The 22,428-nt window shown below is 44.9% G+C and carries 14 protein-coding genes; 7 read left to right on the plus strand and 7 right to left on the minus strand.

Translation table 11 applies throughout. From position 1 onward, the window contains the following. The first annotated feature begins 83 nt into the window (after positions 1-83). Entirely contained in the window at positions 84-560 is a 477-nt protein-coding gene (locus QUA74_RS26345; protein WP_333334865.1) for a hypothetical protein, read from the plus strand. Positions 561-904: 344 nt separating this feature from the next. Here the strand turns inward: QUA74_RS26345 and QUA74_RS26350 are convergent, their stop codons facing one another. Continuing rightward, positions 905-2,587, minus strand: a complete 1,683-nt coding sequence (locus QUA74_RS26350) for a DUF3084 domain-containing protein (RefSeq protein WP_333334867.1) — start codon at positions 2,585-2,587, stop codon at positions 905-907. 80 nt (positions 2,588-2,667) lie between these two features. Next, a complete protein-coding gene (gene ntcA, locus QUA74_RS26355) occupies positions 2,668-3,333 on the minus strand; it encodes a global nitrogen regulator NtcA (protein WP_445176781.1) in 666 nt (221 codons plus the stop codon). A 328-nt stretch (positions 3,334-3,661) separates the two neighbouring features. On the opposite strand from ntcA, the gene fabI reads away from it, so the two are divergent. Both fabI and hisB read left to right on the plus strand, forming a co-directional pair. After that, positions 3,662-4,438, plus strand: a complete 777-nt coding sequence (gene fabI, locus QUA74_RS26360) for an enoyl-ACP reductase FabI (protein ID WP_006634022.1) — start codon at positions 3,662-3,664, stop codon at positions 4,436-4,438. Between the two features lie 218 nt (positions 4,439-4,656). Then, the gene (gene hisB / locus QUA74_RS26365; RefSeq protein WP_333334884.1) at positions 4,657-5,295 is read left to right on the plus strand and encodes an imidazoleglycerol-phosphate dehydratase HisB; all 639 of its coding nucleotides are present in this window, start codon (positions 4,657-4,659) and stop codon (positions 5,293-5,295) included. Positions 5,296-5,340: 45 nt separating this feature from the next. On the opposite strand, the gene QUA74_RS26370 is transcribed toward hisB, so the two are convergent. The 3 genes from QUA74_RS26370 to QUA74_RS26380 all read right to left on the minus strand — a co-directional run bounded on the left by QUA74_RS26370 (position 5,341) and on the right by QUA74_RS26380 (position 10,917). Beyond that, complete coding sequence (locus QUA74_RS26370) at positions 5,341-6,291, minus strand: PmeII family type II restriction endonuclease (protein ID WP_333334869.1); 951 nt, start codon at positions 6,289-6,291, stop codon at positions 5,341-5,343. A gap of 34 nt (positions 6,292-6,325) precedes the next feature. Then, the gene (locus QUA74_RS26375) at positions 6,326-7,501 is read right to left on the minus strand and encodes a DNA cytosine methyltransferase (protein WP_333334871.1); all 1,176 of its coding nucleotides are present in this window, start codon (positions 7,499-7,501) and stop codon (positions 6,326-6,328) included. A gap of 206 nt (positions 7,502-7,707) precedes the next feature. Then, a complete protein-coding gene (locus QUA74_RS26380) occupies positions 7,708-10,917 on the minus strand; it encodes a glycoside hydrolase family 15 protein (protein WP_333334873.1) in 3,210 nt (1,069 codons plus the stop codon). A gap of 111 nt (positions 10,918-11,028) precedes the next feature. Here QUA74_RS26380 and QUA74_RS26385 point away from each other — a divergent pair, with 111 nt between their 5' ends. The 4 genes from QUA74_RS26385 to QUA74_RS26400 all read left to right on the plus strand — a co-directional run bounded on the left by QUA74_RS26385 (position 11,029) and on the right by QUA74_RS26400 (position 16,786). After that, positions 11,029-11,166, plus strand: coding sequence for a hypothetical protein (locus QUA74_RS26385; RefSeq protein WP_333242846.1), 138 nt, complete (start codon positions 11,029-11,031; stop codon positions 11,164-11,166). Positions 11,167-11,368: 202 nt separating this feature from the next. After that, complete coding sequence (locus QUA74_RS26390; protein ID WP_333334874.1) at positions 11,369-12,100, plus strand: WecB/TagA/CpsF family glycosyltransferase; 732 nt, start codon at positions 11,369-11,371, stop codon at positions 12,098-12,100. A 292-nt stretch (positions 12,101-12,392) separates the two neighbouring features. Further along, positions 12,393-14,117, plus strand: coding sequence for an AAA-like domain-containing protein (locus tag QUA74_RS26395; protein WP_333334876.1), 1,725 nt, complete (start codon positions 12,393-12,395; stop codon positions 14,115-14,117). After that, positions 14,117-16,786 carry an AAA-like domain-containing protein gene (locus tag QUA74_RS26400; RefSeq protein WP_333334878.1) on the plus strand — a complete coding sequence of 890 codons (2,670 nt, stop codon included), beginning with the start codon at positions 14,117-14,119 and terminating at the stop codon, positions 16,784-16,786. Before QUA74_RS26395 ends, QUA74_RS26400 begins: the two co-directional genes overlap by 1 nt. A 42-nt stretch (positions 16,787-16,828) precedes the next feature. Here QUA74_RS26400 and QUA74_RS26405 read toward each other — a convergent pair whose 3' ends face one another. Continuing rightward, positions 16,829-18,865 carry a caspase family protein gene (locus tag QUA74_RS26405; RefSeq protein WP_333334880.1) on the minus strand — a complete coding sequence of 679 codons (2,037 nt, stop codon included), beginning with the start codon at positions 18,863-18,865 and terminating at the stop codon, positions 16,829-16,831. 89 nt (positions 18,866-18,954) lie between these two features. Continuing rightward, entirely contained in the window at positions 18,955-22,035 is a 3,081-nt protein-coding gene (locus QUA74_RS26410) for an nSTAND1 domain-containing NTPase (protein WP_333334882.1), read from the minus strand. Positions 22,036-22,428 lie beyond the last annotated feature (393 nt).

Here is a 22,428-nt window from a genome sequence, read left to right on the forward strand (position 1 = left end):
ATTGTCAGACTACTTCGGTAGCAAATCCCGATGAAGCGTCAAGAATCACCGCTCCTTTAGGACGGTGAGCATTTCAAGTAGTAGTGGCTTATAGTCTCGGTCATGCTATTTTGTATGACTGGATTAAGGATGTTAAGTCGTACATTAATGCATTCGAGCGAAAAGATCCCAGCTTTCATCTACGCATTGAGTCAATATATGGGCGTTTTTCTGAGAAAAATGAACGCAGAATGGGTGTCTTTTGGCCAATATGGTATCGTGACAGGGACGGAGAATTTAATGAGGCCATAGAAGCTTGCTTGGAAAGATATAAAAAACAGATTGTGATGGGTCATAAAACATTGCATGAAGAAGCCAAGAACTATTGGAAAACTACTTATGGTCTTTCCGATCAAGAAGTTGAAAATTTGCCGACGCTTTACAATCAGCACAAGCAGTATATGGAGGAAAATAGAAAGGATGCCATGAAAGCTCGCTGGGAAAGATATCAAAGAAAGATGGATATGCGCCAAACATTGCATGAAAAAGTAAGCCAAGAATCATGGGAAGACGACTTATGATCTTTCCGATCAAGCGCCAAGTTGTACGATCGACAAACTCAACAATATACTGTTACAATAATTATTATAAATGCTATGAATTGAGCAAAATTTTGTTCTGTGATGTCAATATCTCAGGGTTCGAGTCTTAGTTTCTTTCTTTGCCTTCTTAGCGGTGCGGTGCCTCGCTGTGAGATTGTTGGTGGTGCTTCCAGATTTTTGGTGGCGACACACCATACGATTGCTATATATATGGCGGCACAGATTTCCATGATTTAATGATATGTCAAGGGCGCGAAAATGTCAAGCAAAATTGTAATTCGATCGCCCAAAATTTTTGCTCAAATTCGATATATCGATCGCACTTATTTTTTAATTTTCAAATCTCCTGGGCCTTGTTTTTGTTGTCCCGTGCGGAAAACAACGACTCCCTTTTCAAGAGCAACTAAATCTATTTTAAGCGGACCGGCGATGTAAGTGACATCTGCGGCGATCGCCTGAACGTCCAGCGGTTTCTCGTACTGCTGCAATCGCTCGATAAAACCAGCTAAAGTTTCAATCTGACTGTCGGCCACTTGAACTCTACCGCCGACAACACCGATCAGGCGAGCGCGAAATTGACAAGCTTCTATCAATTGCAGCAACTGCTGTCGCACCTGTTCGTCGGTCAAAATCACCGGATCGACAGCAACCCCTGCAATCACATCTCCAGCGCGGAACACAACTCGATTGATTTCTGCTTCTGCAAATACCTTAATTACCTTTTCTTCCCGCAGGTAATTAGCGCCGGCGACAATTCGCACCACGTAGTCTTGACCGTCTTTAATCTGACTAATTAGTTGATCGATTTCTGCTTTAGTAATTTGAATAATCTGGTCTCTAACCTTCTTATTTTCCGGCTGCATCAGTCCGACGGTGGTTTTATTTGCTTCTTGCAAGAGTCGATCGATCGCGCGACTTGCCATACCGGGTTCGACAATGCGAACCACGCCAGCAGCTAAAATTTGACCGCGCCTGATGGCAACTGTACCCTCGCGGATTGCCTGAAAGTCCCGTTCCAAAACTTGCACTTGCTGCTGCAATAAAGTTTGTTGCTGTTCGAGTTGAGCTTGTTGCTGTGCCAAGGTTTCTAAGAGTGCTTCCCTCTCAGCAATTACTTTATCGCGCTCGATAATAGTTTGATCGCGCTCGGCGAGATTTTGCACCCGCTGAGCAATTTCCTTGTCTCGCTGGGCAATTAGTTCGTTGCGAGCGACAATTTCCTTGTCCCGCTGGGTAATTTCTGCCTCTCGCTTGGCAATTTCTGCGTCTCGCTTGGCAATTTGAGTTTTTACCTGCTCGATTAACTGTTGGCGTTCCTCTTGCAGTTGAGCGATTTCCGATCCTAAAGTCGTTTTTTGAGCAGAAACTGTTTTCAATTGGTTCTCGGTGCGATCGAGCTGAGCTTTTGTAGTCGATCGGGCCGTTTCAACCAGTTTCAATTGTTCTTCGGTGCGGGATTTAGCTGCTTCCACGCTGCTGAGCTGTTCTTCTGTCTTAGATTTAGCCGCTTCTACCTGACTTAACTGCTGTTCAGTTTTAGACTTGGCTGCTTGCACGCTGTTGAGCTGGGCCCGCAGCGAGTTTAATTTTGTTTGCGTCCGAGCTTGCTCGGCATTAGCGGTTTGGAGGGATTGATTAATTTGCTCTAAATTGGCTCTAGCTTGCGCTTGAGCGGCTCTGGCTTGACTTAATTCAGTTTCAACTCGATTTTTTTCTTGAGTGGCCTGGTTGATTTCTCGGCGGGCGTTGTTGAGCCTTTTTTGAATTTCGTCTATTCTAAAAACTCCCGTTCGCAGTGGCTTGCTAGTCGCAAACAAAATGCCCAGAGTCAGTGCGGACAAGATGCTGCCAGCCATAACTGTCACAACAACAGCAGTATCGCGGGGGCGAAGTTTGAACAAGCTCAATCTTGCCTTGCCGACTTTCGTCCCAAGGCGATCGCTGACAGTGGCGATCACACCCCCCAACACTAAAATTACAAATACCAGGATGTATCCAGCAGTCATTCCGATTTTAAATTTTGGATTTTGGATTTTGGATTGAATCTAAAATCCAAAATCCAAAATCCTATACTTTCTTCTCGGCATCAAGTGAATTGCTGGCTTAAAGCCACCGGGTTGTGGACTGTGATCTTTTTCTTGTGGATCGAGATCATGGTTTCTTGTCTGAGATCCCCCAGCAAACGAGTTACAGTTACCCGCGTCGAGCCGATCGCTTCGGCGATCGCCTGGTGGGACAGCTTCAAATCAATCGTAATCCCCTCTGTACCGGGCACGCCAAAATCCCGGCACAGAATCAGCAAAAAGCTGACGAGTCTCGAACCCATATCTCGGTGGGCCAGCGTTTCAATCATCATCTCGGTTTGCAAAATCCGAGACGACAGTCCCCGTAGCATCACCATCGACAATTCCGGGTCTTCCTTGAGCGCTTTCTCGACTTGTTCGATCGGCAGTGAGATCAATTCCACCGGCGTAAAGGCTACCGCATGGTAAAACCTGTCCGATCGGTGCCCCGTAATCAGAGACAGCACCCCAAATACGCTATTTTCGCGCAGGAGGGCGACTGTAATTTCTTCCCCTGCTTCGTACACCCTGGAGAGCTTGACAGCACCTTTAATGAGAACGTAGACGCGCTCAGCCGGGTCTCCAGGGAAAAAAATTGTCTTGCCCCGTTCAAAGGTTTCCACAATGGGTGGAAACGCCCCGCCGCTGATTTGGCGGAACACGGCTGCTAGCGGTCTATCATGCGTCACGACTAGATCCTTTGTACTAATCAATACTTTATAACTTGTCGATTAACCTTATTGAGTAAATATACTGTCCAACCTCCAATATCCTGGGATTCTGTTACTTCCATTTAATATTAAGGTAAACACACGCTGTATGATTAAATCTAGCCCTTCTCTTAACTTTTTCAATTCCGCCCCATGTAGCTCCACAGCAAAATTAATATCAATTGTGTCTCAATTGTGTCTCAATTGTGTCTGAATCAGTTAAATCTGAATCAGTTGTGTCTAAACTGGCGGGGTTGTCAGATCTAGCCAATGAGAACGGTGCAAGTTGCTTTTAGATAAACTACAGATGATAGATTTGACCGGAAAAAATGCTCTTGTTACGGGCATTGCCAACAATCGCTCGATCGCCTGGGGCATTGCTCAGCAGCTCCACAAAGCTGGGGCCAACCTCGGCATAACTTATTTGAAGGACGAGAAAGGCAAGCACGAGCGCAAAGTCGCTGAACTGGTGGAACCGCTCAATCCCAGTCTGTATTTGCCCTGCAATGTCCAAGACGAGAGCGAAATTGAGTCTACTTTTCAAACCATCGCCGACAAGTGGGGCAAGTTAGATGTCCTGATCCACTGTCTGGCTTTTGCCGGCAAGGACGAACTTTCGGGAGACTTCACCAACACTTCGCGCCAAGGTTTCTCCAATGCTTTGGATATTAGCGCTTACTCGCTGGTGCGGCTTTGTGCTGCTGCTAAACCCCTGATGGCAGAGGGCGGCAGTATTGTGACGCTGACTTACTTGGGCGGCGTCCGGGTAGTTCCTAATTATAATGTGATGGGAATTGCTAAGGCGGCTTTGGAAATGAATGTTCGTTATCTGGCGGCTGAACTGGGCCCGTTAAATATTCGGGTAAATGCGATTTCTTCGGGCCCGATTCGGACTCTGGCTTCGTCAGCAGTTGGCGGTATTCTGGACATGATCCACCACGTTGAGGAAGTGGCCCCGCTGCGGCGGACGGTGACTCAGCAGGAAGTGGGAAATGCTGCGGCTTTTCTGTGCAGCAATCTCGCTAGCGGGATTACGGGTCAAGTTTTGTATGTCGATGCCGGTTACGAAATCATGGGAATGTAACAGCTTGCAAACAGTTGACAGTTGACAGTTGACAGTTGACAGTGAAGCGTGAGGTTTTTTGACAGTTGATAGTTGACCCTTCGACAACGCTTGCGGGCGACGCAGGGAGGTTTTTAGACTCTCGAAAAAACAGTCCCCTGTTCGATTTCAACTGTCTCCTGGAAGAGTGCTAATCCCAAATTACTAATTAATTACTAATGAATGACCAATTGCGAATTATGGAGATAATCGATCGCCCTTCTCTTCCTCCTGCAAGTTCAGTTCAACCAGCTAGGGCCGCCTTGGTGAAACGCACGACACTGGAAACGGATGTCACGGCCAGCCTCAATCTCGACGGTGTGGGAACTTGCAAGGCATCTACGGGGATTCCGTTTTTAGACCATATGTTGCATCAGATTGCTTCTCACGGATTGATCGATTTGGACGTGCAGGCGATCGGGGATTTGGAGATTGACGACCACCACACGAACGAAGATGTGGGAATTACCTTAGGCCAAGCGCTAGCAAAAGCTGTCGGGGATCGATCGGGCATTTCTCGCTTCGGGCATTTCATCGCACCTTTGGATGAAGCTTTAATTGAAGTAGTGCTAGACTTTTCGGGACGGCCTCACTTAAGTTACAACTTAGAAATTCCCAACCAGCGGATCGGCACTTACGATACTGAATTAGTGAGAGAGTTTTTTTCGGCGGTGGTGAACCACACTCAGATGACACTGCACATTCGACAGTTGCAGGGGGGGAATTCTCATCACATTGTGGAAGCGACGTTTAAGGCATTTGCACGGGCGATCCGGATGGCCGTAGAAATCGATCCGCGGCGCGCCAGTCGGATTCCGAGTTCTAAAGGAGTTTTGTAGTAGGGGGTTTGTAGTAGCGTTTGGGCGCTACTACGAACTTGTAAATCAAAATATATCTGCTATGTAGTTAAAAACACCTTGACTTCCCTCGCCGTACTTCCCGATAAATTCAGCGATGATTCGATCGCTACACCTTTCTATAGCTTCATCAATAGAACTTTGTGCTAAAACTTGACTAGCCGACTGACGCAACACTTCAAACAGATTCACAGTATAGCGAGTATCTTCACTGACAAAATCCCACAGTTCTCGACCTATTAAAGTTATCATTTCCGAATTTGGCAAAATTTGCTTCAGCAAACCAAGTGTTACAGTTTTATTAGTTCTTTTACCGTAAGCTATACCAATATAAGCGCGATCGCCCTCCTGAATTTTTTCCTCAATTTTGGCAGCCCAATATACTATCTGGTCTTTATCCATATCATTCGGGCCGCTTTTTACCTGTATCCAGCATTTCTCGCCATCACTGGTAGTTTTAATTGCGTCCCATCCTGACTTGCCAGGTGGACTTTCTGCACTTTCAGAGCAAGATATCAAGAGTTTTTGAATAAAAAATCCCATTGAAGTGACAATAGACCTAGTAGCAGTCATATAAACATTGAGCCTGACCACTTCTTCGGGAGTGTCCAGATTTAACGCCCTAATTAAAAATGGGTTGGGATGAATTTTCCCTAAAGTCAGATTTTCAACCATAACTAGCTGTCGCCCAGTAAAATCTCGACAAATGCTGGCTAAAAAATTTTCAGCGATAGTAAGTTGCAGCGACAGTTGGCCTGAAGATATAAATGCTAAAATGCGTTCAATCTCATCGGGAGTAAATCTGAGTGCTCTTTTGCCCGATATGCTGCTGATGCCGTTTGTGAGTGTTGCAGCTTCTAAGTTAAAAAATTCTTCTAACTCAGCAAAGTGACTGGCGAAAGAGCGAGACTTGCTGGCAGGCAATCCTATTTCTTTCTCTAAGACAAATGCTAATAATTCATGAAGTTGTTCTGACACTTTTATTTCTCCTCAACTCTATTTTAAATATTAGTTAACTGAAAAGAGAAAGCTGTTGACTTATTTCTCTTCCTCTAACTTGATCGCCCTTAATTACCTGACAAAGGTACTTACCGATCGCCTCTCCCAATAATACCGGAACTGCATTCCCAATTTGCCGATATTTAGAAGCAGTTGAGCCATAAAAAACCCAGTCGTCGGGAAACGTTTGAATTCGGGCGCACTCCCTTACACTCAAAGGACGCAATTCATCGGGATGACACATATCTGTAGCCTTTTGATGAGGACTCGTTGTGACAGTAGGCGACGGTTTCTCCCACGCTAAGCGTCGATAAAAACCAACTTTACCGCCTTCTGATTTATAAGCTCCTCCCATTGCTTCTTGCTGTAATTCGCTGGGTAGATACCTCCAGTTTTGACCTGCTGTTAACAGCCGCAAATACTTGAGGCGACTTTCTGAGTAAGGGACAAATTCTGGCTGAGAATCTACTAAATCTTTTAATCCTTCTCGAAGCGTCAGCCATTTGGGTTTTTTACCAGTACCTTTCTGACTGTAATGTGGGAGCGGCAAAGTAACGGAATCATTACCTTTATAACCAATAAATATTACTCTTTCTCTAACTTGAGGAACGCCGTAATCAGCAGTATTGAGCAAATCATACACAACTTCATAACCAATGCGCTTCATCTCTGCCAAAATCACTTGTAAAGCTGCACCGGGCATTTCATCAGCTTCTAACTGGGGGCAACCTAAACCTCTGCGATTGTGAGGTCGATGTCGAAGCGGAGCTGACAGCAATCCCTTAACATTTTCCATGATAAAAAAGCGCGGTTTGATTTCGTCAACAATGCGTATGAAATCCATAAATAAGCTACCGCGCGGATCGCCAACAGACCCCCGGTTTCCGGCTGTGCTGAAAGGTTGGCACGGGGGGCCACCAGTCACTAAATCTACTTCATCAGCGCGCAGAGGCCTATCTAAACCTAAGATTTGTCCGCCTTCTTGTAATAGAGTTTGGGCGCTGACTTGGCAAATATCTCTCGGTACAGCAGATAAGGATAAATGAGGACGATTTAGAGAGATTGTTTTGGTAGCATCAGGTTCGATTTCTACTAAACTTACTGTCTGAAATCCGGCTTTTTCTAGACCTAAATCTAAACCGTAGGCTCCAGTAAAAAGACTAATAGTTATCGGTTGGTTGTTAATCACAGGTTTTTGCCTCAAGAACAGCTTGGATCATCGCTCAAAAGTAAGTTGATGAGAATTTCTTTTAATGAACTGCATAGGGCGCAGAGGAAGCGGAGGAAGAAAAGAGAGAGAATATAAGAGAAGACAGGACTTACGGAGAACCTCTATATGTAGGTGTGCAGTGCACACCTTACCGCTAAAAGCTCAAACCAGAATTGCCGCTTAATCTATCCAAACTTTGTCAAAAATCGGAAAGCATCGAGTACATGACTCGCGCAAACGTAAGGCGAAGTATTGTAAAAAGCTTGCCAAGCCGCCGCTTTATCTTCGTCGTATTTATCGGATCTTTCCGGGTGTTTTCCTTGCCAATTCAGACGCACTGCGTGACCCACTAATACATCTAAAACGATATATTCTTCTACTTGCAATTCGGGGTTGCGCTGGGCGATCGCCGCCAACTCCATCAACGCCTCAATATTGACTTGTCGGTATTCCGGGGCGACAATTTTATTCAGTAAATGCTCGATTTGTAGCGCAAAATTCTTTTCGCCTGGGGTCATTTCCGATAAAATGATATGGCTATCTAAGCGATTGCGCCGTTCTAATTTGTCGCCAATTATCAAGCCTTTGCAGTGCCGCAGGAGTCCCCAAACACTCGGATAAAAATCCTTGGGTACGCGATTGACAGTACCTTCCATCTGCCGCTTCCGCCGCCATCCTCCCGCAGGCATTTGGGGTTCTTCGGAAACAGGCGCTACTACCCATTCAATATCTTTTTCCGCCTGTTTGACGCGCAGGGATTCTTGCTGTTTAAGGATTTGATTCATTTCCTCGTATTCTGTCAACACTTGGCGCAGGCGATTTTTGATTTCAAAGGGACTTAGCTGCATTAAATGTTCGTAAGCTTCATTTTGCGTAACTCCCAATTCGCGCGCCAACTCGCTTGTTAACAGCAGAATAAAGTAGCTAACTCTCAGTGTCAGCAAACCTTTAAATAAATGCGGTTCGGCTTTAATTAACAGGCCGAGGTAGATGAGAACTTCTTGAGTTAGAACTCGATCGCGAATATCTTCTCCGCAGAATTGGCGAATTTTGTCCATCACTTCGGTGTAGGAACCGGGGCGCGAAATCACTGAATCTTCGCTGTAGGCTTTACCCACAGCAATCTGCTTTTGTCGCACCAAAATGTCTGTCACCGCATCAGACAAGCTGATATCAACTTTGTCCAGCAAACCTGCGGCATGGCGGATGACGGCCCATTGAATTTTTGATTGCGAACTTTCTCCAGCTTTTGTATAAACTTCGTTGAGCAAATCCACAACTTGTACAGTGGCTTCCGCACCTCCAAATCCTGTATCAAAATTTAATCCTTTGAGTCTAACTAAGGTGTGCAACAACTCAATTTGTTCGTACAAATTTTCTGAATCTCGTAGGCTAGTTAGCAAGAATTGAGTATTAGTTTCGCACTCTAATTTAAATTCTTGCGTGTGACCCAAAGGCCAAGTTTTTTCAGGATTGTAAGTTAGATATAAGCGCGTTTCTACTGCACCTGTCACCGGAGATTCGGTAAATTCAAAGTCGTGCATGAAATCAATTCTTTCGGTGCCAGCAGTCAGCATTAACTGCTTAAGATTTCCGAGTTTAACTGGCGTGTTATTACAGTGTCCATCCCGGAATTCCTTCATTAATTCTAACAACGCCTCCCGGCCAGTTTCCAGCATAGTGTGAGTCAGCATCAGCGTTACCGTAGGGCGTCCCAACTGATACCAGTGGCGGTGAATGTGAGCTATTTCGCTCTTGATTTGAGCTACTAAAAAATGGTAATCTAAAGTTAAGTAAAACTCTTGTCTGTTCAAAAATGAGGGGAGAAATACGATCGCCTCTTCGCGAATTTTGAACACCCGAGAAGTTGTTAAACTCCGCAGACGCCGCACGGGGCGGCCAGTTAAGCCTAATGGGTCGTTACGTCCAATTTGCGTGTAAATAGCTGATAATTCTTTAGTCTGGCGGACTTGAATAGGCTCGACCTGTTTTGGGGTTTGCGCCGCAATGCCGTTAGCAGCTAATTCTGCTTGCAAATCTTCGTCTTCAGCTAACAGTGCAATTTGCACTAAAGGTTCTCTGTGCTGGCCGACTGAAAGGTGCCTTCCCAGCGGGTCGATGTCGCCAACTGCGATTAATCCTTCGTTCAGCAATTGACCGAGAAAATACAAACTTTGCGCCCAAACTAGGGGAATATTTTCATTCGGTAAGCGCTGCTGGCTGCTGGGATTTAGCTTTTCTGCTTCTATATTTTCGGCGGGCACGTAATACAATTCGGGTAGCAGCGGCAAACCCGATCGATCGACTGCTAGAGATTCCAAACGCTGTTGGTACTCTTGCACTTGGGCTTGATTTCCCTGAAATATGCCGTCCAAGAGCAAATAAGTGAAAAATAGCGGCCACTCGCATTCAATGTGCTCGAACTGCCTTAATTCTGTGGGTTCGTAGTGCAGGCGATCGGCATCTTCCAAAACTGTTTGGTGTCCGTCCCGCAGAAACCGCTTGCAGCCGTAATTTCCTTGCAATTTGTCAATAATCTTATTTCGAGTCCGTTCTATTAATTCTCGGTCTTCCACAGCAAAAGCCGGAAAACTAATCACGCTCAATAAAGCCGCATCTACTTCTTTTGAACTAGATTCGCGAGGCAAAAGCGATTCCAAAGTTATACGACTTCGGGCAATTTCGTCTGGCAAAACGTGAATAACAGATGCTTGAGAGCCTTTAATTCCAAACAAATCCAACCCATTTATTGCTTCCAGCGCTGCTTTTGCCATGCCAACTGAACTGGCGTTCAATTCTGCATTGCCGCGATTGATTTTATGGCCTCTTTCCCAAATTCCGTAATCGGGCGTGCGGTACGCTCTACCGATGTAGTAAACTAAATTTTGCACGAAATTGACTTCATCAATTGTAAAAATTACGTGCAGCCCGGAAGCCGTCATTTGAGCAAGAATTAATAAAAATATAGATGTAGCGTCTAACTGTAAATGGCCCCACTCGTCATCACCGACAACAATACTTCCAGTTTGAGTATTGTATTTAGCGTGCAGGGCATCTAGGGGCGACTGAGTATTTTTAAAATGTTCTACTTTGCTCGATTGCTGCATCATCGCAAACAGCAATCCGCGCATCAGTTTGACTGTGCTGTGTTCGAGTTCAAATGTCCGGCCCTGATCGCCATCAACTTTGCGGTAAGCTAAACCCAAACCCCAAACTGCGAGAATGCTGTACACGTTGTCGCGCACCCAGGCATCAGTGTAGTCGCCGTGGGCGTTAACGGCGGTACTCGCCGGCAGCAAACCGGTAATTGGGTTCTGGCGCTTGAGGATGACGGTTTTGATTTGCTGGTAGTAATAATCTAACCTGGTTTGCCGCTGAGTTGTTGCGATCGCCATTTCGTTTTCCTTGTTGTTCCTGATGCGAGCCGAATTGCGGTGAATAGACTTTTAAATATATCAGAGTTTAGATTATTTCTCAAGTTTTGCAAATACAACAAGGTAATTGCCATGTCTAGCCGCAACAACAATAACAACAGCGTTCCTTTCGTAAAAATTGTCTACTCTACAGTCAAAATTAATGGTAAAATTGAGCTAGTACCGATGGAATGGTACGCAGACGGCTCTGTCAAAAAAATCGAACACTAATGCTCGATCGCACTTGGCAGCCTAACTCTAATGGACTTGCGCGCCGCGTACAAAAAACCCGGTTTTTGGGCCACGGAATGATGACTTAACAGAATCTTTGTGGCACAAACCTGGTTTTTTGCGTCCAAAAGTGGTATAGGATAGATCGCCAATCTAAGCTAATTTAAATAACTAGGTGTGTAGGAATCTCAAAGAAAAAAATATGGATCGATCGCAGCCGCAATTTTCAGTGCTGGGACTACCAGTTCACATATTAGATGATTATGCAGGTTGGCTGATGCAGCGCCTGCATCAAGGGTTGGGAAGTCACGTCGTGACGCTGAATGCTGAAATGGCGATGCAAGCCGAGCAAAATCCCGCTTTAGCAGATGTAATCCGCAAAGCCGAACTCGTGATTCCCGACGGTTCGGGAGTGGTCCTGTACTTGCGGATGCGCGGCAAACCGGCACAGCGCTATCCGGGGATTGAATTAGCAGAATCGCTGCTGCAACAAGCCGGAAAATTGCCTGATTCAGAACCACTATTTTTCTTTGGAGGTTCCCCCGGAGTGGCGGCTGCGGCGGCCGAAACTTGGCAGCAAAAAGTTAACGGATTGTCGATTGCTTCTCAGCACGGCTATCTCTCCACAGATGAAGAGAAAGACTTCCGTGAAAGCCTCAAAAAAATGCAGCCCAAACTAATTTTTGTAGGCTTGGGAGTGCCGCGCCAAGAATTTTGGATTGCCGAACACAGACACCTTTGCCCTCAGTCAATTTGGGTGGGAGTAGGCGGCAGTTTCGATATTTGGGCGGGGACAAAAACCCGCGCGCCGGCGTGGTTTTGCGACAATCATTTAGAATGGCTGTATCGGCTTTATCAAGAACCTTGGCGGTGGCGCAGGATGTTAGCTTTGCCACAATTTGCATTGAAAGCTTTGGGGGATTTTCGAGGGTAAAAGTTCCCACTAGAATCGGGTTTACGGGAGTTATGGCTGATATTGCCGATCGCGCGTGAACCCGCCGCTACAATAATTGTGGTTAATTTACGTGACATGATACAGCATATTCCCGTAGAGCTGGTAAACTTAATCTAGTAAGTAGATCGGCATGAAAAAACAATAATATCTTGTATGGGCGATCGCGAGCCAATATCTATAAAAGCCCGCAGCAAAGCCTTTTCCTCTTCACTAGATATTCTTGGGGCCCAAAGGGAGTAATAGCGAATCACCTTTAGTCAAAGTCCCATTTATGAGTAGTTCCCCAAGAAAGAAAAAAACCATCTTGTTTTTGGCAGCTAACCCCAAAAACTCCACGCCCCTGCGCTTAGGTAAAGAGGTTCAAGAAATTGCCGATGGGTTGCAACGTTCTAAAAAGCGTGACAAATTTCAACTTGAGCAACAGTGGGCGGTGACACCCAGAGAAATGCAACGAGCAGTCTTAGATTTTAATCCAGAAATTGTCCATTTTTCCGGACATGGGGCAGGAGAAGGCGGGTTAGCCCTTGAAGATGACACAGGACAAATTAAGCTGGTGAATGCAAAAGCATTAGCCGGCCTCTTTAAACTGTTTCAGGATCAAGTAGAGTGTGTGGTACTAAACGCTTGTTATTCAGAAGTGCAAGCCAAAGCCATCGCAGCCCATATTCCTTATGTGATTGGCATGAACCAAGCCGTCGGTGATAATGCTGCCAGAGAATTCGCAGTAGGATTTTATGACGCATTGGGTGCCGGTAGAACTGTCGAATTCGCCTATGAATGGGGTTGTACCAGTATTAGTATGGCCGGCATTCCTGAAGAACTCACGCCGGTATTGAGGACAAAGCCTGATTCTCCTGTAGAGACAACAGTGGAAGTGAGAGAGGCTTTAGATGCAGCAGTGAGCGAGAATGTTAAAAATCCACCTGTTGCGGTTGAAAATACCCGATCCCTCACCTCACCGGCCATTTCAATTTCCAACTTAGATAACCCAGAAGGTTCTGTTAGCTTAGATTGTCAGCTATATACCGATCGTCCTCCTATCGAATCCGACTGCTACCAAACCATTCTCAAACCAGGAGCTTTGATCCGAGTAAAAGCACCTCGTCAAATGGGAAAAACCTCTTTATTACAGCGCATTCTGCACCAGGCAAGAGAACAAGGACATAAAACTGCGTATTTAAACTTTCAATCTGCTGATGCAAGTTTTCTTACCAATCTTGATGAGCTGTTGCAGTGGTTCTGTGGCGACATCACCAATGAATTAAACTTAGAATATCGAGTAGCAGACTACTGGAAACAAGGCATGGGGAGCAAGCAAAAATGCGGCAACTATTTTCAGCGCTATCTGTTGGCCACCATTACTTCCCCCTTAACTTTGGGATTGGATGAAGTCGATCAAGTTTTTCAGTATCCCGAAATTGCCCAAGAATTCTTTGGTTTGCTGCGGGCGTGGCATGAAAAAGGGAAGAATGAACAAGCTTGGAAAAAACTACGTTTAGTTATTTCCCATTCTAAAGAAGTTTATATTCCGCTCAATATCAACCAGTCACCCTTTAATGTGGGTTTACCGATTGAGTTACCAGAATTTAATCCTACACAAATTTTTGAATTAGTACAAAAACACCAACTAAATTGGTCAAATTATGAGATAGAAAAGCTGATAGGAGTGGTAGATGGGCATCCTTATCTGTTAAGAAAAGCTCTTTATGAAATTGCTCGCGGTTCTTTAGATTTAGAACAGTTTTTACAGATTGCACCGACTGAAGAAGGCATTTTTGGGGATCACCTACGCCGGCATCTATTTAACCTCACGGCTGATGCAAATTTAGAAGCAGCGATGAAACAAGTCATAGCGAGTTCTGAGCCAGTACGATTAGAACCCGCTCAAGCCTTTAAACTTCGCAGTATGGGCTTAGTGAAACTGCGGGGAAATGATGTCATTCCTCTGTGCAATCTCTATCGGCTTTATTTTAAAGATCGCTTGGGAGTTCGTTAATGAATGACAAACTTGATCTAGATTATGAATATCAAGTGGGGGGCAGTTTGCCGGTCGATGCACCCACCTATGTCAAAAGACAAGCGGATCGAGATTTTTATCAAGGATTAAAAGCCGGAGAATTTTGTTACGTCCTTAACTCGCGGCAAATGGGAAAATCGAGCTTGCGGGTGCAGACAATGGCAAAATTGCAGCAAGAAGGATTTGCCTGTGCTGCGGTTGATATTACGTCAATTGGCACCTCAGATATTACGGCCGAAGAATGGTATTTTGGCCTCATTGACTCGCTGGTGAATAGCTTTGAACTTTACAATCATTTTGATTCTTACGAGTGGTGGACAGCTCACGATTTAGTCTCTCCTGTTCAACGGTTCAGCAAGTTTATCGGAGAAGTCTTGCTGAAATTTCTTGATGAATCTATCGTGATATTTGTTGATGAAATTGATAGTGTATTGGCTTTGCCATTTAATATAGACGACTTTTTTGCGCTAATTCGAGACTGTTTCAACCATCGCGCCGACAAACCACACTATAAGCGGTTAACCTTTGCTTTGATTGGGGTCGCAACGCCTTCTGATTTGATTAGTAATCATCTTCGCACGCCGTTTAATATCGGGCAGGCGATTGAGTTAACCGGCTTTCAATTAACAGAAGCGCAACCTTTGGCAGTTGGGTTAGAAACTCAAGCCGAAAATTCGCAAGCATTGTTAGAAGCAGTTTTATATTGGACGGGTGGGCAGCCATTCTTAACGCAAAAAGTTTGTAAAATACTGCTCAATCAGGCCAACTCTGCCTCAATTCAAAATCCTGATGAGTGGGTTAAAAACTTAGTTCAAGAAAAGGTAATTAAGAAGTGGGAAGGACAGGATGAACCAGAGCATTTAAAGACCATTCGAGATCGGATTTTACGCAGCGAACAACGGGCAAGTCGGCTGTTGGGGCTATATCAGCAAATTTTACAGCACAATGAGATAGAGGCTGATGATACGGCTGAACAAATGGAACTGCGTCTCACAGGTTTAGTCGTTAAGCAAGCAGGTAAAATTAAAGTTTACAACCCCATTTATCAAGCAGTTTTTAACCGGGATTGGGTAGAGAAACAATTAGCAAATCTCAGACCCTATAGCGAAAGCTTTAAAGTTTGGATTGAGTCTGAGTGCCAAGATGAATCGCGGCTGTTGCGGGGTCAGGCATTGCAAGAAGCTCAAACTTGGGCTGCCGGTAAAAGTTTGAGTGATTTAGATTATCAGTTTTTAAATGCCGGCAGGGAACTCCAACGACAGGAAGTTGAACGAGATCTAGAAGCACAGAGACAAGCCAATCAACTTTTGACTAAGGCGAATCAGACACTCACTCAAGCCCAGCAAAAAGCACGAAAAATTACAGTTGTGACTTCTGGTTTTGCTGGGGTTGCTGTGTTAGTGGCAGTAGTAGCTTTTATGTTTGCTAGGAACAAAGTCGGACAAATTGAAAAGGTAGCAGATGTAATACTAACAAGTGCCTCTTCAAAAGACTATTTAGCTTCTGGACAAACTTTTCAAGCCCTGTTGGAAGCAGTGCAGGCGGGGCAAGCATTTAAACAACTCGATGCTTCAGTCGAAACTACATGGAATATTAAAAGACAAGTGATGGCTGCGCTGCAACCAGCAGTTTACCAAGTTAAAGAGCGCAATAGTTTGGAAGAACATAGCAGTTTTGTCTATAGCGTCGCCTTTAGTCCCGATGGCAAAACCTTAGCTTCTGCAAGCTGGGACAACACGATCAAACTGTGGAATCTGCAAAGCCAAAAACCCATCGCCACCCTCACCGGCCATAGCGATTCGGTCAGGAGTGTCGCCTTTAGCCCAGATGGCAAAACCTTGGCGACCGCAAGCGATGACAAGACGATTAAACTGTGGGATCTGCAAAGCCAAAAACCGATTGCCACCCTCGCCGGCCATAGCGATTCGGTCAATAGTGTCGCCTTTAGTCCAGATGGTAAAACCTTAGCTTCTGCAAGCTGGGACAACACGAGCAAACTGTGGAACCTGCAAAGCCAAAAACCGATTGCCACTCTTTTGGGCCATCAGAGTTCGGTCAATAGTGTCGCCTTTAGCCCAGATGGCAAAACCTTGGCAACTGCTAGCAGCGGTGACAACACCATCAAACTGTGGAACCTGCAAAGCCAAAAACCGATTGCCAATCTTTTGGGCCATAGCAATTCGGTCAATAGTGTCACCTTTAGCCCAGATGGCAAAACCTTGGCAACTGCTAGCGGTGACAACACCATCAAACTGTGGAACCTGCAAACCCAAAAAGAGATGGCCACCCTCACTGGCCATAGCAATTTGGTCTATAGTGTCGCCTTTAGCCCAGATGGCAAAACCTTAGCTTCTACAAGCGGTGACAACACCATCAAACTGTGGGATCTGCAAAGCCAAAAGGAGATCGCCACGCTCACTGGCCATCGCAAATCGGTCATTAGGGTCGCCTTTAGCCCAGATGGCACAACCTTGGCTTCTGCAAGCGCCGACAAGACCATCAGACTATGGACTTGGGATTTTGATAAACTGATGGCATTAGGCTGCGAGTCAATAAGTGATTATCTCAAAAACAACCCGAAAGTGACAGCAGAGGATAAACAGATGTGCTCTGATTACCTCAACCAAAAGTCAATCAAAAAGAACTAGGCAAAAACAGCCAGCCAGCAAGATCCTCGCACTACATTTTTTTCACCTCAGCACAAATTCCACCTTTTCCGTCGTCCATTCATTAGTGGCTTTAGTTACAACCTCCGCCTTTCGCCCCTGTAAATCTTGGTCTAACGCTGGCAATTCCCACAAGCGATAATTCGTTGCATCCACAGTTGCAAATACTTTTATTACATTTACCCCTTCCTCATAATTTTCTGGCAATGATAGTTTGAGTTCTTCTGTCCTCTCTTGTCCGGGTTCTACAACTTCATAATTCCGACCTTTGGGATAGAGTTGTTCTATACTAAAATTCATATCAAAGTTCAACGCAGTGATATTTAAAGTTCGATTAGATTCATTGCGAATTCGTAACGTTACCTCTGTACCTTTTTCTAATACAGGAACCTTACCATCAGCATTCAAAACTACAATTTGCCGTTTTACTGATTGAACCAATTCAACCTTAAGTTTGCCATTTAAGCGAGAAAAAGCATCTTCATTATCCAACTCCAAACGATTTTGATATATGGTAATATGGATTAAGCGATTAATTAGCTTTTTAGCTGCTTCAGGTGCATCAACTTTGAGCGGCAAAAGAACATTTTTGATTGGTTCTTTTTTAGCATCTAAAATCAAATATTCTCCTTGAGAATTCACGGAAACAAAATAATTCACATTCTCATCTTTTTCTGTTTGTGGACAGAATTCTATCCAGCTATGATTTTCAACTTCCTCTTTTTGAGTTTCGAGCATACCAAGAAGTGAGGACACATCTACACCAGGAATTTGCGGTAACGGGTCAGGCAGAAGAACGCGAACTTTGCGAATTTGTTCCAACGGTGGCCCTACATAGACAGCAGGTGAACCTATTTCAATTATTCGTTCTCTTAATTTAGGTTTGAGTTCTCTGGTTGTAAATTCGTTGTGTAACCCCGTTACTTCTGCCCAACAGTCGGATGCTCCCAATTCTACAACTTTAACTGTAGCAATGCGATTTTCACTATCCTCAAAATTCCGCGTTCCGAATCGAAAAATATCGAATTCTGCCCCTTTTTTAAGGCCGCTAGCTTCACCCATTTGCAATTGGACTCGGTTTTTGGTAATATCTACTTTCATCACCGGAGGGTTACGGCTAACAACGACAGATTGACCGCCCAAAAAAGAGCGATTTGTCTCGCCAATCAACATCGGTGTTTGTCGGTCAAAGTCAGTGTGAACTAGATTAGAAATTTGATTGAACAAATGTTCTACAGCAATCTCTGTCCCGTATTTTCGCAAAGCTTTTAGTAAATAATAAGTTAAAGCGCCGTTGCGTTCCGTCCCTTCAAAAACCTTTTCATAAGCAAATTCCTGATCCCGACAAGCTGCTATTAAGGTATAACCTTTCGGTTCGGGTAACAAACCATTGACAACGGTAATATTGCGGCTATTTTCTGTTGAAGTTTGCCAATTTTGTGCTAATTCCGGAAGCGGTGCGACTAAACTATCTGTAGGTCGAAGAGTCATATCAATAAAACCTTCACCGCGAATCCGGTCATCTCCGCTCATTTCTCTAGTTGCGCCACCGGAATGACAGCTATCGAGTACGAGGGTTACAACTAACTCTTTTGCCACCATTTCTTCCAGGAGTTTGGCAAATTCCAAATCTCGCAAATAGCGTGAGTGTGGTTGACCGATATCGCAGGGAACTAAGGCTTCATCTAAACCCATAGAACCCTTGACATCTTCAAAAATTGTTTTCGCCCGTCCGCCGTGACCGGAGTAGTGAATATATACTCGGTCTTGAGGTTGGGCTTTGGCGGTTAGTTCTTTGAATTTGGCGACGATATTTTCATAAGTTGGTAGGATTTCCGGGGGTTCTTGGGGTTGGTTGGGATTGTCGGAAGCAGTCGCAGTGAGTTTAATAATTTGGTCGGGTGTGAGGGTGAAGGTGTCTTTTAAATAGGTTTCGACGTGGTTGATATCTTGAACGCATCCTCGCAAGTTTTTGTAGTAGTTACCTTCAGGTAAGCGATGGGGGAAGTAGAAATTGATGCCGATGAGGAGGGCGTAGAAGTTGGGGGTTTGGTTTGTCATGGTTGTTGGTGGGTAAGGAGTTTGGGAAAAGTTTGATTTTTATATGGGAGTGAGGTTGAGTTTTTTATGCAGTTTTCAATCTAAAAGTCTTAAAGCTTTTTGCATAAATCTTTGTCAATTTCCAGGGCATCTGCATCATTAGGATTAGGTATCAGGTAATTGTCTATGAAATTGCATCCTTCCTTAACTAAATAATCAAAATCCCACCGCCACAGTTTCACTGTCTTGTCATCACTGCCAGTAGCTAGCAGCTTGCCATTGGGGCTGAAACTGACCGCCAAAACCGGGTTTGTATGTCCGCTGAGGGTTTTAATTTCTTTGCCAGTGGTGGTATCCCACAGTTTCACGGTCTTGTCATCACTGCTAGTTGCCAGCAGCTTGCCATCGGGGCTGAAACTGACCGCATAAACCCAGCTTGTATGTCCGCTGAGGGTTTTAATTTGTTTGCCAGTGGTGGTATCCCACAGTTTCACGGTCTTGTCAGCACTGCCAGTGGACAGCAGCTTGCCATCGGGGCTGAAACTGATAGCATTAACCGGGTTTGTATGTCCGGTGAGGGTTTTAATTTCTTTGCCAGTGGTGGTATCCCACAGTTTCACGGTCTCGTCAGCACTGCCAGTGGCCAGCAGCTTGCCATCGGGGCTGAAACTGACAATATTAACCGAGTTTGTATGTCCGCTGAGGGTTTTAATTTCTTTGCCAGTGGAGGTATCCCACAGTTTCACGGTCTTGTCATCACTGCTAGTTGCCAGCAGCTTGCCATCGGGGCTGAAACTGACAATATTAACCGAGTCTGTATGCCCGCTGAGGGTTTTAATTTGTTGGCCGGTGGCGGTATCCCACAGTTTCACTGTCTTGTCACGACTGGCAGTGGCCAGCAGCTTGCCATTGGGACTGAAACTGACACGATTAACCGAGTTCGCGTGTCCGCCCAAAGTATTTGGTGCTGCCACATTAGAAACTGTATTTAATAATGACAATTCTACGTAGGTCTGGGTATTAGCATCTACCCAAGGTGTACGTCGCATTTGCACAACGGCTTTTAAACTTGTTTTGAGAGCTTTAGTCCCATCTAAATTTAAAAGCCCGTCGGAATATTGAGCCAGAGAATTAATTTCATTAATTGCCGCACGCCACCAACCAACACCGGCTATTCCTGCTAAACCCAAAGCTATCACCGAAAAGCTACTTAGCCCAATAATTGTCAGTCGCCTCCTGCGTTCCTGTTGCTGTTTCTCCCTATCCCGTTCTTTAACGCTAACCTGAATAAAATCTCGTTCCTCCTGCGTCATTTCATCGGCACGTTGACGCAACCAATCTTCCGCCACAGTCAACGGCGCACCCCGCAACATTGCCCCAGAGTCATGGTTGTTATTTTTCCACTCGCGTAACGCCACCTTCAGCCGTTCTTGCCAAGTCCGAAACTGACGGTTAGCATTTATCCACTCGCGGAGAGTTCCCCATTGCCGAATTAGGGTTTCATGCACCAATTCTACGGTATCTTCCTGTTCTTGCCGTCCCGTCACTACCAAACGCGCTTGATATCCAGCTAAATAACTGACCAAATTCCAGTTATCTTCCCCCACTTCCGCACGGCTAGCAACGCGCCTGGTATCCTCCGTTCCTTCCCCCGGACGCACTAATTGCACAAATATTCGCTGTGCCTGTTTTTTCTCGGTTTCGCTCAGTTGTTGATAAACCTGTTCGGCATGATTAGCAATTGCTTTTTTCACCCCGCCAATTTCTTCATAAGCTTGGTGAGTTAATTCTCGGTTTATTTGCTTTTCCCATAACCGAGTTAAAGCAAATTCTAATAACGGTAAATTCCCCGGTTCTTCCCCCACATCATCGAGAATGCGTTGGGTTAGTTGCGGTTCTAACTGTACTTCCAATTTTTGAGCGGGTAATTCAATAGCTGCCTGTAATTCTTCCCGCTTCATGGAACTGAGTAACTGCGGTGTACATTCTTGCAACGCATTCCGCAACGGACGATAAGAAAGCACATAGCCGTAAAAATCAGCCCGTAAAGTCAAAACCAATCTAATATTTTCTTGAGCAATCGCCGTTAGTAACCCATCCGCAAACCTTTCCTGTTCTTCCTTCACTTGACAAAGTGTGTACAGTTCCTCAAACTGGTCGGCAACTAACAATAACCGTTTACCTGGGTTACGTGCCAAAATGCGAGATACCACCTGCTGCAAAGTGATCCTACCATTTCGCAAATCACCTGCTAGCCCCATTGTTTCTCGCAGTTTTTGAGTTTCACCTGCTTCTGGTTCTAATTGCCGCACCAAGGCAAAAGCTAACGGCTCAAAGGGTTCTTTTCCCGGACGGAAAGTTTCAATTAACCAGTTTCCCTCTTTTCGCAATTGGGGAATTAATCCCGCATACACCACAGAAGATTTACCGCTGCCACTTGGCCCAACCACTACTACCAACGGTTGTTTGTGCGTTACTTCTACTAAATTACTGACAAATTTCTCCTGTCCGAAAAAGAAGTCGGCATCTTCTTCCCCAAAGGCAGATAATCCTTGGTAAGGATTGGGCGGAATCACATCTTCAACAGCAATTACACCCTGAGCAATCGGAGCATCAATTAAATTCTTTTTCTTGAAAACAGGAGTTTCATGCTCTCGGAAACTCATCATCTGCGAGCAACCTAAGTCGTAGGCTTCTTCTAACGTATATCCAGCAGCGATCGCATCATAAAACCCCACGGCAAAAGCAACGGCTGCTTTATCTCCCACGGCTCGATTCATGCCAATGACATAATTAACGTATTGACTAATTGCCTCTGCCTGTACTTCGGAATAACAAGCATTGAGAATTACACAATCTACACCTTTTTTGGCAAACAATTTAAACATACTGGCAAGGGCGTTTGTCTGCACCAGCGCCATTTTTCCGGTATCATCTTCTAGGACAATTCCATCTTCTCCAGCACCATGCCCGCAAAAGTGGACAATATGAGGTTGATAATCTAAGATAGCCCGGTAAAAATCACGGGAACGCACTGCCCATTTTTGTTCTAATTTATACAGTTCTCGTTTATTTGCCCTTCGCAATCCTTCGTCAATTTCCCGGATCTCTTGCTCCAATCGCAGGGGAACGGTATTGGTGGGATTGGCTGCCAGAATCAGAATTGTTTTGACTGGGGTGTTGTTAGTCATGGGTTCAGGAATTGCTCTGGTTTTCTGGAGCTTTTACCTTTGTTTGCTTAAGGAGATTTCTTTTACTTAAACGGGTAAAGGTATTTCTATTACTATACAGTTCAGTCTTAGTATCAATAGTCCGGACAGTTTTTATATGGCCCAATGGCTTATTCTCGCTTGACTTTGAGTCACTGCGGATAATTAAATCGATCTCAGCTCCACCCCTGACGCGGCATTTAATTCGACTTTTTTATGATTCTTGCCCTGTAAAGCTTATAGTATCGTTCCAAAAACTGTCCGGAGTATTGTTAGTATACTAAGCGGGCAATAAAATCGGGAGCATCCCGCTTTTTAACTAAGCATACCTACCCATTTTAATCTCATTATTTAAATATGCACATCTGAGTCTTA

The sequence above is a fragment of the Microcoleus sp. LAD1_D3 genome (genome assembly GCF_036702135.1).
Classification (GTDB): domain Bacteria; phylum Cyanobacteriota; class Cyanobacteriia; order Cyanobacteriales; family Microcoleaceae; genus Microcoleus.